Origin of the sequence: Acetobacter nitrogenifigens DSM 23921 = NBRC 105050, from assembly GCF_000429165.1 — a bacterium.
GTDB classification, from domain to species: domain Bacteria; phylum Pseudomonadota; class Alphaproteobacteria; order Acetobacterales; family Acetobacteraceae; genus Acetobacter; species Acetobacter nitrogenifigens.
Genome location: NZ_AUBI01000006.1, coordinates 213740 through 227043, shown reverse-complemented (window position 1 = coordinate 227043; position 13304 = coordinate 213740). Strand labels below are relative to the sequence as shown.

12 protein-coding genes are annotated in these 13304 nt (G+C 61.4%); all 12 read right to left on the bottom strand.

Translation table 11 applies throughout. The features are described from left to right. Nucleotides 1–44 precede the first annotated feature (44 nt). Nucleotides 45–1115 (bottom strand): ABC transporter ATP-binding protein, encoded by a 1071-nt coding sequence (locus G442_RS0110800; RefSeq protein WP_035376472.1) that lies wholly within the window; start codon nt 1113–1115, stop codon nt 45–47. Continuing rightward, on the bottom strand, nt 1108–2139 hold the full coding sequence (locus tag G442_RS0110795) for an ABC transporter substrate-binding protein (RefSeq protein ID WP_146882245.1): 1032 nt from the start codon (nt 2137–2139) through the stop codon (nt 1108–1110). The genes G442_RS0110800 and G442_RS0110795 overlap by 8 nt, the downstream gene beginning before the upstream one ends. Nucleotides 2140–2218: 79 nt before the next feature. Continuing rightward, complete coding sequence (locus tag G442_RS0110790; protein ID WP_026398004.1) at nt 2219–3400, bottom strand: amidohydrolase family protein; 1182 nt, start codon at nt 3398–3400, stop codon at nt 2219–2221. Nucleotides 3401–3559: 159 nt separating this feature from the next. Further along, complete coding sequence (locus tag G442_RS0110785) at nt 3560–5896, bottom strand: TonB-dependent receptor (protein ID WP_026398003.1); 2337 nt, start codon at nt 5894–5896, stop codon at nt 3560–3562. Nucleotides 5897–6054: 158 nt separating this feature from the next. Then, the gene (locus G442_RS0110780) at nt 6055–6723 is read right to left on the bottom strand and encodes an aspartate/glutamate racemase family protein (RefSeq protein ID WP_026398002.1); all 669 of its coding nucleotides are present in this window, start codon (nt 6721–6723) and stop codon (nt 6055–6057) included. Next, entirely contained in the window at nt 6711–7520 is an 810-nt protein-coding gene (locus G442_RS0110775; RefSeq protein ID WP_026398001.1) for a transporter substrate-binding domain-containing protein, read from the bottom strand. The genes G442_RS0110780 and G442_RS0110775 overlap by 13 nt, the downstream gene beginning before the upstream one ends. 7 nt (nt 7521–7527) lie before the next feature. Beyond that, nucleotides 7528–9006: an amidohydrolase family protein gene (locus G442_RS0110770; protein ID WP_246789412.1), complete on the bottom strand. Its 1479-nt coding sequence runs from the start codon at nt 9004–9006 to the stop codon at nt 7528–7530. Beyond that, nucleotides 9003–9896 carry a polysaccharide deacetylase family protein gene (locus tag G442_RS0110765; protein WP_026397999.1) on the bottom strand — a complete coding sequence of 298 codons (894 nt, stop codon included), beginning with the start codon at nt 9894–9896 and terminating at the stop codon, nt 9003–9005. Before G442_RS0110765 ends, G442_RS0110770 begins: the two co-directional genes overlap by 4 nt. Continuing rightward, the gene (locus G442_RS21920; RefSeq protein WP_035376471.1) at nt 9893–10693 is read right to left on the bottom strand and encodes an amino acid ABC transporter ATP-binding protein; all 801 of its coding nucleotides are present in this window, start codon (nt 10691–10693) and stop codon (nt 9893–9895) included. Before G442_RS21920 ends, G442_RS0110765 begins: the two co-directional genes overlap by 4 nt. Beyond that, a complete protein-coding gene (locus G442_RS21915) occupies nt 10690–11541 on the bottom strand; it encodes an amino acid ABC transporter permease (RefSeq protein WP_051292206.1) in 852 nt (283 codons plus the stop codon). The genes G442_RS21920 and G442_RS21915 overlap by 4 nt, the downstream gene beginning before the upstream one ends. Next, nucleotides 11538–12338, bottom strand: a complete 801-nt coding sequence (locus G442_RS0110750; RefSeq protein ID WP_051292205.1) for an ABC transporter substrate-binding protein — start codon at nt 12336–12338, stop codon at nt 11538–11540. Before G442_RS0110750 ends, G442_RS21915 begins: the two co-directional genes overlap by 4 nt. Continuing rightward, the gene (locus G442_RS0110745; protein WP_026397997.1) at nt 12338–13291 is read right to left on the bottom strand and encodes an N-carbamoyl-D-amino-acid hydrolase; all 954 of its coding nucleotides are present in this window, start codon (nt 13289–13291) and stop codon (nt 12338–12340) included. The genes G442_RS0110750 and G442_RS0110745 overlap by 1 nt, the downstream gene beginning before the upstream one ends. Nucleotides 13292–13304 lie beyond the last annotated feature (13 nt).

The window sequence follows — 13304 nt, the reverse complement described above, 5'->3', positions numbered from 1 at the left end:
GGCGGGAACCCACAGGAGCGCCCTCGCTGACAAACGCCGCCCCGTCAACATCCGTCATCCGCGGGAAGAATGACGCAATTGGCTGGCGGAAACAGCAGACTGACGCGTGCGCCGATTGCCGGAAGATACGCGCCGTCACGTCGTGTGACCTCAGCCACCACCATCTCGCCAGACGACAGAACTGCGGCTATCCGCATATGCGCGCCGACGGGCCGACACTCCGTCACCACAGCCTCCGGCCCTATCGAAGCGCGCGACACCCGAACGAACGCCGCGCGGATCGCAAGCGCACGCCTCCCCGGTTCCGCGCGCACCCCTTCAATGACAGCCCCGCCCAGAGCAACTACGCCGCGGTCATCGACCACGACGGTCAACAGGTTTTCGACCCCCATGAACCGAGCCACATAGCGCGTCGCGGGGCGATCGAAAATCTCCATCGGCGCTCCAATTTGCTCGATCCTCCCCATCTTAAGCACCGCAATGCGATCGGACAGGGTCAATGCCTCAGCCCGATCATGCGTCACGACGACCATGGTCAACTGCGCCGCGCGCTGAAGCCGCAAGATTTCCGCCTGCATTTCCTCGCGCAATCCCTGATCCAGTGCGCCCAGCGGCTCGTCAAGCAGCATCATGCGTGGCCGCGTCACGATGGCGCGCGCCAGGGCGACGCGCTGCTTCTGCCCACCCGAAAGCTGTGCAGGACGACGCTCGGCAAGATCGCCGATCCGCACGCGCTTCAAAACGTCCGCAACAGCGCGCTCGGCCTCCTCACGCGGCATGCGCGCCATGCGCAATCCAAACCCCACGTTGTCTTGCACGGACATATGCGGGAACAGGGCGTACCCTTGAAACAACATGGCAGCCCGCCGTCGCTCGGGCGGAACTGCGAGAATTGAACGACCGTCGAAAAGAATGTCCCCGCTATCAGGTTTGACGAAACCCGAGATCGATTGCAGCACGGTCGTCTTTCCACACCCAGACTCCCCCAGCAGCGACAGGACTTCGCCGGGGGCCACACTCAAATCGATCCCATGCAGGACGGCGACGTCGCCATAACTTTTCTTCAGCCCGCATATCTGCAGACTGGCGCCGGGTTCGCTCGGGGAATCAATCATTGATGGCGTCATTGAACCGGTCGGTCCATAGCTGGAGATGACGACTGACCATTCCCGCGTCAGGATGGATAAACGTTTCCCGTTGCGCTGCGATCGATTTGAGAAGATTTGGCAAGGCCACGTCGCGATTCACCGGGAGCAGATTGTAAACGTCGGTCATCCGGGACTGCACATCCCGCCCCAACGCCAGATCGATGAAACGCAGAGCCGCGTCCTGGCGACGTCCGCTCAACATCATCATGCCCTCAACGACCAGCGGCGTCGGCGACGGGCATGCCATCGCCACGGGCGCGCCTGCGTCATGCAGTTCCTTGAGGGCCGAAGGCGAACCCATCATCGCCCAGATATCGCCGCGCGCCAGAGACCGTCGGGCCAGCGTGTCGGAAGAGTTAAAGATCGCCACCTGGTCGCGGATTTTCCTAAGAAACCGCATACCAGAGTCGACGTCAGGCAAAATGCCTCCCTCCAGCATCGTGACGACCAGCACGGAGCAACCGGGATAGAGCGTAGGCGCGGCTACGGCGATCTCGTCCGAAAACGCCTGTGAAAAAAACTGCTCCCAGTTTTCGATCCGCCCACCGGGCACGAGATCGGTCCGATAGACGATCCCGACCGGAAACGACCAATAGGGGATGAAGCGTTCCGTCCGCCCAACGGTCTCGCACCGCGCGAGTGCGGGAATCAGGCCAACGTCGATCTCGCCGAACAGAGCCGTGTCCGCAGCCGCCCGGCTAGCGACGGTCTCGCTGGTAAACCAGACATCTACATCCAGATCCAGCCGTGACGCCTGAAGCCGCGCCAACCCCTCCATGGCGCTACTCTCCAGAACCGGAACGATCTCCACCCCTGCCCTGTCGCGGAAAAGCGGCGCCAGAGGCTTGAACACCCGTTCCCAACTCGATCCGAACATCATGACCACAACAGGATCCAGCCCGCGCGCTACGCCGAAACGTGGCCGCGCGACAGACGCCGCGCCGAGCCCTGTCAGGACAGCGCGGCGCCCCAGCGATGTCGACCTGAACACGCGGGCGGATTCCACAGAATGTTTCTCATTGGGAAACTAAAGGTTCTAAACACTACCGAGCAACGGCTTTGCGTGTCAATCATTCCGGCGTCATATCGTCGCAGGTTCGCGTGAAACGGACCACGCCGCCCGCGAGGACTTGCGTCACCACGCCACTGTCGTCCAGACATACGATATCGGCGTCGAACCCAGCCGCGATGCGACCTTTCCGGCCCGATATTCCCAGACGCGCCGCCGGATTACAGGTCACCAACGCCAAGGCAGTCTCGCAAGAAAGTCCAGCCGCGATCAACCGCCGGACATCGCGCATCAGAACGCCCCCCGAAACTTGCCGAAATCCGCCGCTCCCGTCTGGAACCGCAACTCCGGCGTCCGACGACAGGGTCAGGCGATCAGATGGAATGCCAGCATCCAGAGCCTCCAGCACTGCACGAACCGGATCCATTCCAACTGGACTTCCATCCTGCGGCCCCAGACAGCAGGTGAAGTCGATAACGCCGCCCTGCCTCGCCCAGTCCAGCCCTTGCCGGAACGCCGGCGACACCGCCGCCGCTCTATTGACATGCGTCGGCGCAGCCTGTCCGGGCGGCAGGCCCGTCCGGTCGCAGAGCCGGAACAGAGGCTCCAACCCCTCATATCCGCGCCCTACATGCAGATGCAGGATGGAGGGCTTGCCAGTCAGCGCTCGCGCCTGCCGCATCTGGGTCGCCAGCGCCTCAAGCGCGATCACTTGGGTGTCGTATAGCGGATCGGCAATCGCCGCCTTCGCTCCAATCACCCGCGCAAACAACGCCACGTCGCTGACGTGATCGCCAAGGATTGAAGGCGGCTCGGCGCCCATGCCGCCGGTGTAAGCGAAGCAAGTCAAACCTGCCGCCGCCTCGCCCTCGGCCTTGTTCAACAATCCCGCCAGCGTCTTGAAACGCGTGTCGACACCGAGCAGCGTCGCGACCGTCGTCACGCCGTCGGCGAACAGCGCCGACGCAGACATCTCCGGCATCCGGCCAAGGAGACCGTCCCCGTCCCCACCACCAAGAAGATGCATATGCAGGTCGATCAAGCCCGGGATCGCGCGGGCAGCCTGCAATTCGCGTGGCTGCGGCCCACCAAACAACCGCAGCAGGCCGCTCGCGTCGGGAAGAACGGCTACAATCCGGTCTCGTTGAATCACGACATCCTGTGCACCCAACGAAGACGGAGACCAAAGTTCTTCGACCCGAAGCACGGTCAGCCGTTCTGGCTCCACATGCGATTGCGGCATATCGCCCTCAATTTAAAGGAAACATATGTTTCCATATAAGAGACCGCCCTGCCCGCGGCAAGAAACACTGATGGCAAGCCGGTGGTTGCGATGGCGTCGGACGCGCAGGATCCGCACTGCACGTGGCCACCCCCTCCTGTCGATATTTCCAAAACGGAATCAGAAACCGGAACTCAGCGAAACCACAGCGGCGAAACCGGCGCCGACGTAGTAGGTCGGGCTGCTCCCGGACAGGCTTGTGCCGTACACACCACGCGTCGTTCGCGCGTTAGGCGTCACTCCGTAAGCACCAGAGAGGTATTTCTCATTGCCTATATTAATAAGATTTAGCTGTATCTGCGGATGCTTCGCCGGCCCCACCGTCTTGAAGCGATACCCGAGGGTCATGTTCGCCGTCTCGTAACCTGGAATATGCTGATCGTTCATGAATGTGGTGTATTGCGACCCGACATAGGTCAGCGCGAAGTTGCCGAACATCGAGCCATCGTCGTAGGAAAGTCCTATTGACCCAGAAAATTTTGGGCTAAGAACAGCCGTTTTCCCCTTGGTCGGAAGCAAATCGCCACTGACGGCGAAATTGTTGTCAATCGTCGCATGTAAATACTGCCCCGACACATACGGACTGAAATGCCGCCACGGGCGCAGCCCAACCTCCGCCTGAACGCCTCGCGAAGTCTGCCCCCCCGCGTTCAGAGACGAAGTCTCCGGGGTGCCGTTGACCAATGCGCTGGTTGAAACCTGACGGTTTGTAAAGTTGTAATTGAAGAAAGCGACAGACGCATTCACCAATCCGTAATGCCTATAGCCGATTTCCTCGGATATTGAATATTCCGGCTTCAGATTCGAACTATGCGTACTGGACATCTTTCCCGTGGAGGAATTGAAGATATCGACATATGAGTTAATGGAGGCGGGTTCACGAAAAGCTGTACTACCGTTGATATAGACCTGATCATTCTGCGTAATTTTATAACTCGCCGAAAACTGGGGTAACGGCACTGCGTCATTCGCCGTTACCGCATACGTGGAGCCAGGCAACATGCTGGTCGCGCTGCGCGACACCATAACTTCCTTGAAGCCGGCGTTCAGCGTCAATCTGTCGTGGAAAAATTTCATCGTGTCGCTGATAAAAAGTGCATTTATCTGCTGAATGATATGACCGTCAAATGACCGCAGAACATCGCCGCCAGATGTCAGAACCGGAGTGTGGCCGTACGAGTTGCGAACATTGCCTGAGAAATCGGCGACTGAGTAGGACGACGCCTCGTTGTGGTCGAAATAATCATACCAGTAGCCAAATTGTAGCGTATTGCGCCCCTGCGTCCAGGTCAGATAGGCATTCTGCCCCGCTGAAAATTGCGTATAGGGGTCAACATTCTCGACTGTAGTTTTTCCGTTGACGCTATAAGGCAAATTCAACGGTCCGGCCGCCTGATTTCCGTAAAAGACACTGCTATCGTTCAGAACAGACGCTCCATTGATAATGCCATGCGTGTACATGAAGTACGGCGTGACCGACAGCTTGAGGTTCGGCGTCAGCGAAAATCTGGACGGCGCCGCCAGCATGACGGTCTGCCGGCGATAAAAGTGGAATTTCTGGTAGGCCGTATTCCCGAAGCTGTATGTCCCTGAGTAGTTATATGAATCCTTATACTGGTTCCACTGCGCCAGAGTCGGGTTTGTGAACAGGTCAGCCTGCACAAGATTCCAGGACAGAAAAGGCGCTATTCTATTATCGTCGCCCCATTCCTTCACCGCTCTTGCATCGACGTGATAACGTGTCTGCCCACCTGTGCCGCGCCAGTTATCATTGCCAGAGTGGGAGAACGAGATGTATCCCTTGGTCCCAGTCTTGCCAATCAAGCCCGTATCAACGCGCAGAAATTCCCGATTGACCGCCTTTGTGCCGCCAGCCACGTCCACGAGGCCGCCAAAATGGTCCGACGGATTACGCAAACCGGCGTTGATTTGACCTCCGACCGAGTTATACACAGGCGCGCTTATATCAGGCGCGCCCTGAGCGACGTCCACGAAGCCCAGATTTTCCGTGTCCGACCATTCCGAAGTGAATGGGCTATAATACAGCTTGTCTCCGACAGGCATTCCTTCGAATGTCGTCCCTATCTCCGTTTGATTGAGCCCACGAATTGAGACATTCATGCGATCCGAGGTCCCAAGCGGATCGACGCTCGCCACGATTACGCCAGGCATCGCTTTCAGCATCGTCAAGGCATTCGTGGTCGGCGATTGTTTCGCGATAAAGTCCCGACTGACGCCGCTGATGGCCTTCGCCGCAGTCTGGCGTGGCATCATCCCACCACCGGGCGTGGTGTTGGTCACCCCATTCGCACTGGCCGTCCCGCCCTTGACGGTAATGCGTTCCTCGCGGTCCTGCAGCGGGCTGACAACATCTTCGGCGCGAGCATGACCAACGTGAATCACCGTCACGCAGGTCGTCGCCAACAAAAGCAAACGTACGCATGTGCGTCGCGCCATGGTATAAGATCTCCTGAAGAATACAGGAAAATATAAGCACGGACGCCAACGGCTCAGTCATATCTTTATCGAAACATCCTATCGCAATTGCGTCCTTTCCATCACTGAAAATTATGGTCGCGCCAAATTAACTGCGCACGCCACCGACGCGGCCGCTCTCAAACGTCACAGGACCGCAACAGGCAATCTCCGATAAGAGCCGCCACTGCAGCGCGCGTCGGCTCAACGACCGGGCGCTGACAATGCGCCTCTATTCTGGCGCGGAAATGCGCCATGCCTGCGCACCCCATGATGATGATGTCAGCGCCATCAGCGACCAGCCTGAACGCCGCCTCGTTCATGCGGTCCAGCAGTGCGTCGTTGGTGGTCTCCTCGGCCCGCGCGTCCACAGCGCGACTCCCTGCGTAGCGCTCCGCGACGCCCATGACGCGGACCAGTCGCCGTTGCCGCAGGACCGAACTGGCCGACAACGCAATGACCCCGAAACGATCGGCTCTGGTCATCGCGTGCAGGATCGCGCTTTCACCGATGCCACGCACCGGGGCCGCAATGACTTCACGGGCGCCCGTGACTCCGGGATCGCTGAAACACGCCACGACGTAACCTCGCGCCGGATGGGCGAGCATGGTCTGCAGAACAGGCGGCGCCACCTGATCGGCGTCGCTCTGAAGGGCGATGCCCGAAGGCGTATCGCGCAATCCAGTCACAATGATCGGAAACGGACTGGCTGCGCGCAACGGCTCCACGGCCGCGTCGATCGCCCGTGTGACTGCCTCCGATGAGTTGGGATTGATAACCAGAATGTTCCCGGACTCTATGGAGGACATGAGGAAACTCCGGCGGATGCTGGAACTGCGCTGTCGGGCGGCAGCCCCCATTTGCGGATCAATGCAGCGTACACGCCTTCCGCACGAAGCGCGTCCAGCGCCGCGCCAGTCTTGCAGACCAGCGCAGGATCGTCTTTCGCCAGACCTATGCCCAATGGCGTCATGTTAAACGCCTCCCCAAGCGCCCGGAAACGACCGTGATTCAGGCCAATGATCCACGGCGCAGTCAGACTATCCTGTAAAGTCGCGGCCACACGTCCTTCCATCATCTGCAGCCGCGCATCCGCCGAATTTTCGGCGGCGAACAGAACGACGGGCGGCAACCCGCGCGCCACACAGAAACGATCGCTCCAGTCTATCAACTGCGCCGGTTCTGACGTGATGCGACTGGCCGCCACCGGCCGACCGCATAACCCTGTCAGGGCTGCCGGGCTATGGGGGTCATCAGCCAGAACCAGAAACCGAACGCCCGATCGCAGGTAGTCGACGAAGGCGATGCTGCCGCGCCGGGCCGGGGTATCCATCATACCGTTGAAAAACATCTGGATGCGGCCGGTGGTGAGCGACGGGATCAGTTGCGCGAAAGACGTCTCTGCAATCTGCCGCTCCATCCCCATGCGTTGCAGCAACGCCTGGCTGAGATCGACATCGAAGCCCATCAACCTGTCCGTCGCCGGATCGCGCATATCCAGCGGCGGATAGCTGGGGTACAGCCCGACCGTGACGACGCGCGCGAACGCCCGCTCCAGAGGCGCGCACAGAAACAAGCACGCCGCCAACAGAACCCGAAGCGACATCGCGACGCTATCTTATCGGAAACGTCGAGGGAATCAGCGTTTCCGCCGACCGGCCAAGACGGTCGCGCTCGGCTACCGAGCCGACGATCCTCGCCTGCTCGCCGACGAGGCGCTCCGTCGCGCCGACATAATCCATCGTCAGCACGCGCCCGGCCTCCACCGCCTTGCGACCGCCGACATAGACCGAATGAATGGCGCGGTCGTCGCACGATACGATCAGCGAACGGACAGGATCAATCGACGGCTGCATCATCGGGTGCTTCAGATCGACCAGAACAATGTCCGCACAGCCACCGACGGCCAACCGCCCCAGATCGTCGCGACGCAGCATCGCTGCGCCCGCGACGGTCACGGCGTCGAATACAGCCCGTGTCGGAACCGCCGTCGGCGACCCCGCCTGAACGCGTCCCAGATAGGCAGCCAGCCGCAGGTCGTCGAGGATCGTATGCGGGTATGTGTCGGTGCCTATGCCCAGCCTCACGCCCGCCTTACGGTAACGCCCGAAATCACGGAGCACATAACCGCGACGAGCGAAAACAGTCGGGCAATGCGCCACCGAAGCGCCGTCATCGGCCAGCAACGAAAGATCGGTCTTCGTATGCCAGGGCGTGGACGGGTTATCGTCCAGGAAGATGCCATGCCCGACAATGCTGCGGGGAGACAGCACGCCCAGATGATGCAGCCACTGGATCGGCGTCATCCCGTGGCGCCGGGTGATCTCGTGGAATTCGACAATCGACTGGGCCGCGTGGGTCTGCCACGCGATGTCGCGCTTATCCGCCTCGACGAAGGAGGCTTTCAGCAATTCTTCGGAGCACGTGTCGATCTGTGCGGGCGCGACCATCCCCATCAGGCGGCCGCAGGCGTGTCCACGCGCCGCATCGACGATCTCGAGCGCTTCCGCCATGCCCCGGCGGCCATCGTCTTCCAGCCAGCTATATGAGACCGTGTGACCGTCATCCGTCCGCCAGGCGGCCGAACGGAACATCGGCGCGAGACAGACGCGCAACCCGCTCTCCGCCGCAACGTCGAGCCAACCGTCCCATGGCGTGGACAGATCGACGACCGTCGTCACCCCGGACAGCAGCATTTCGCTATAGGCCACGCGTGCGCAGTCGGGTTTGCTGCGCGCGTCCGACCGAAACACCGGCATGTACTCATAGAGCGACGAATAATAGAGCCCCGGCGACCCGAGTTCATCGAACAGGCCGCGGTTCATTGGCTCGGTCGCGGGGTGAGAATGAATATTCACGAAACCGGGCATGGCCATCAGCCCCGTTCCGTCGACATCGACCGGAAGCCCGGCATATTCGCCCGGAAGTTCAGCCGCCGGACCTGCAAAGACGATCCGTCCGTCCCGCACAACCAGATCGACGTTGCGGGCATAGACATGGCCGCCTGCGACTTCGTCCCACAGAACGGCCCAGGACAGGTTTGCGAAGCGCTGAGGCCGCCCTTTCACGCCCTGCCCGCCATCTTCCGTCACGACGCGACGCCCTCGTCCGCGCGTTCACAGGTCTCGAAATGTCGCGCAACCTGCTCGCCTGTCGCAATCCACACGTCGCGACATTCGATCGCATAAGTCAGGAAGTTTCGCAGCAGACGCAAACGCATCGGTCGGCCGCTGACCTGTGGGTGCAACACCGTCGTCACCATCGCGCCCCAGTCGCGGATTTCGTCCAGTTCGTCTTTCCACATGGACAGCACGTGTTCTTTGGGAAAGATCGAACGCGGCCCGAAGCGCGTGCTCATACCGTGCATCCAGTCGTCGTAGCTGGCCGTCGCAGGAATCTCGATCACGCCCGGAGCGCCGTCCGGAAGAACCTGACGATAGGGCCGCACATCGTCCCGCCACGAACTGGAATAGACGATCCCCTCACGCTTCAGCGCGATTCGCAATTCGTCGCAGCTTTCGCCGTACGGCGCGCGATATCCAATCGGACGGATGCCGAAACGACGCTTCAGAGCGTCGAACCCCATGGCCAGTTCGTCTTCGATATGCGCCGAACCAGGGTCCGGTAGCAGATGGTGATAACCATGGTGGGCGATCTCATGCCCATCCTTCACCGCTGCCTCGACCGTCGCCGGATGCGCGTCCGCCGCCCAGCCCGTGGTGAAGAAGGTCGCCTTCAGCCCCAGTTCACGCAACAACTCAAGCACCTTGGGCATGCCGACGCGGGCTTCATACGTCCCGTAGGACATCGAGACGAGCCGCTCGGCGTGGGCCGGGTCTTTGCTGGTTGCGTACGTCTCCGCGTCCACGTCAAAAGACAGCATCATCGCCGCACGTTTGCCGTCCGGCCACGGAAACTCGGGAGCCGGTCCCGCCAGATTGGCGGGACGCACCGGCACGTCGTCATAGCTGCGGATGGTCATGGGGCAATCGTCTCCGAAGGATTGGGCCGGCTCAATGCGGCCGCAAGAAACGCGCGCGACGCAGGATGTCCCGGCGCGGCAAAAAAGGTTTCGGCCGGCGCGTCCTCGGCGATCGACCCGCCGTCCATGAACAGGACACGATCAGCGACTTCCCGCGCAAAGGCCAGTTCATGGGTCACGACCACCATGGTCACGCCGGATTCCGCGACAGCGCGCATGACGGCCAGCACGTCGCCTACCGATTCCGGATCCAGAGCGCTGGTGGGCTCGTCAAACAGCATCGCCGCAGGCCGCAAGGCCAGCGCACGGGCGATCGCCACACGTTGCTGCTGACCACCAGAAAGCTGTGCCGGGTAATGTCCGGCACGATGCGCCAGCCCAACCTTGTCGAGCAGCGCCAGCGCCTCACGCTCCACCTCCGCGCGGGGACGCCCCTGCACGGTGACGGGCCCCTCCATAACGTTACGCAGCGCGGTCATATGACCGAACAGGTTGAAACGCTGAAACACCATGCCGGTCCGCAATCTTTGCAGCGCCAGAGACCGCGCGGGCAGTTTGTGCAGCGCGCCGCCCCGTTCGACGTGGCCCAGCAATTCGCCTTCGATCCCCATCACGCCGCGTTCCGGGGTTTCGAGCTGCGCCAGGCACCGCAAAAGCGTGGTCTTGCCGGAACCTGAGGCGCCGAGAACGCAGACGACCGATCCGCGCGCGACGTCGAAAGAGACGTCGCGCAGCACAGGGGCGCCGCCGAACGACTTGGCGACGCCACGCGCCCATATGGCGGGCGCGCCCGTCACAGACTGCCCCTCGATACGCGTCGTTCAAGCAGGTGCTGGAGCGGCGACAGAACCGTGACCGCCATGAGATACCAGAACCCGGCCACGATCAGCAGCTCCATGACCCGCGTGTTCGCGTAATAAATGTTCTCGGCGTTGTGCAGAATTTCTGGATACTGAATCATGCTGGCCAAAGAAGTGAGTTTGATCATGTTGATGAACTCGTTGCCTAAGGGCGGAATCACGACGCGCATCGCCTGAGGCAGAATGATCCGCCGCAGGGCGACGCCCCGCGTCATGCCGATCATCTCGGCGGCCTCGTACTGGCCGCGATCGATGCTTTGCAGTCCTCCCCGCAAGATTTCACCGATATAGGCCGCCTGATTGAGCCCGAGCCCGAGCAACGCCGACAGGAAAGGCGTCATGACGTCGACTGTCCGCACCTCGCCAAGACCGGGCAGACCGACATGCGGGAAGATCAGGGCGAGGTTGAACCAGACCAGAAGCTGCAAGATGACCGGAACGCCCCGAAACAGCCAGATATAGGCAATGGAGAACCAGCGCGGCACCAGAGAGGACGACAGCCGCCCCACTGCAAGCCCAAGCCCCACGACCAGCCCAAGCGCCATCGCGCAGGCCGACATCAGCAACGTCGCGCCGAGGCCGCGCAGGATCGAGGGCGCGAAAAGGAAAGCGCCGACATAGCGCCATTCAATCTGCCCCAGCGCGAAGGCGCGCACGATCCATGCGCACACGACGACAATCAGCGTCGCGGAAACGATATGTCCCCAGGCCGGTCTCCGTCGCACCGGCAGAGCGCACAACCGCTCCGCTTCTTCTGCGAAATCGTACGAAAATGATCCCGTCATGGCCCGGTTTCTCCTTGCGGCAGCGCGCTCCGTTCCAGCGACCAGCGATGAATGAGGCGCGCATACGTTCCATCCGCCACAAGCCCGTTAAACGCCCCTCTCACCTCGCCCTCCAGCGCATGGTGCGAGGGATCGAACGCCATCGCCAGCCACGTCTCGGACAACGGGGCTCCGAGCGTGCGGAAAGCCCCGTGCGTCAGCGTGATGAAATACCCGACCGTTTCGCTGCCCTGCACCATCGCCGCGACCCGCCCCTGTAAAAGCTGAATGCGGGCGTCGGCGCCGCTTTCGGACGGATAGAAGCGCATATCCGGCAGACCATGAGCCGCACAGTGCTGGTGGCTCCATGTCCTGATCATGCCGGGAAAAGCCGTAGCGCGGCTGGCGGCGATCAGGCGCCCGCACAGCGCCTCCGGCGTCGGCACGGAGTCGCTGGCAAGAACGACAACCTGCGCGCCAGATCGAAGATAATGGATGAAATCCATCAATCCACGTCGACTTGGTAAATCGCTGAACCCGCTCAGAACCATATCGGCGCGGTTACTGGCGAGGGCCGGCGTCATCTCCGGGAAGGCCGTTTCCTCCCACTCCACCTGTCGACCCAACCGGGCGCCGATCGCTTCGCCCAGATCTATATCGAACCCTGTAAGATGGTCAGTGAGCGGGTCGCGGAATTCCAGCGGCGGGTAAATCGGATTGACGGCAATGCGCAGGGCGTCAGCCATGGCTGCGACGGGTGCGCAGAAACACGCCGCCAGCACGCCAGACATCAAAAGGACGCCCCACCGATCGATCATCAGGCGGCATCGCCATCCGGTGGCGTGACGCCGACCTGCTCGGTGATGCGGCGATACCATTGCGGCCGGCGGTGAGCCTCGAAATTGAACATCTTCGTCTTGCCCTGCACGCACATGTCCAGATCGCAATCCGCGACGATCACCTCGTCACCCAATGTCTGCGCCTCCGCCACGATGACGCCGTTCGGATCGACGATGCAGCTTCCGCCGACCAGCCCTGACCCATCCTCATCACCCGCCTTGGCGACGGCGACCGCCCAGCAGGCGTTCATATAGGCGTTGGCCTGCGCAACAAGTTTCGAGTGGAATGTGCGCAACCCTGCGCTTTCGGTGTCGCCGCCGTTCGGATCGTACGCAGCCGAGTTGTAACCGACGCACAACAGTTCCATCCCCTGCAGGGCAAGCGACCGCCATGCCTCAGGCCAGCGTCGGTCGTTGCAGATCAGCATTCCCATCAGCGCGCCATGCCACGTCGCATCCGCACGGAAAACAGGAAATCCGGAATCGCCATATTCAAAATAGCGTTTTTCAAGCTGCTGAAAACGCGCGCCCGCGCGCGGCTCAACCGATCCCGGCAAGTGAATCTTGCGATATTTACCCAGGATAGCGCCATCAGGCGCGACGATGATGCTGGAGTTGAAACGTTCGCCCTGCGGCGTCATCTCGGCGTAGCCCACATAGAACCCCACGCCGAGCGCCCGCGCGCGGTCGAACAGCGGTTGGGTTTCCGGATTGGGCATCGCTGTCTCGTAATAGGTCGCGAGTTCCGCATCCTCCAGCAACCAGCGTGGGAAGAAGGTGGTGAACGCCAGTTCCGGAAAAACGACAAGGCTCGCCCCACGCTCGGCCGCCTGCTCCAGCAGAGCGATCATCCGGTCCAGCGTCGCACTACGAGAGTCCGCCTTCTGCGTCGGCCCCATCTGGGCGCCCGCCACCCGAATCACGCGACTCATCTCTACCTCGTCA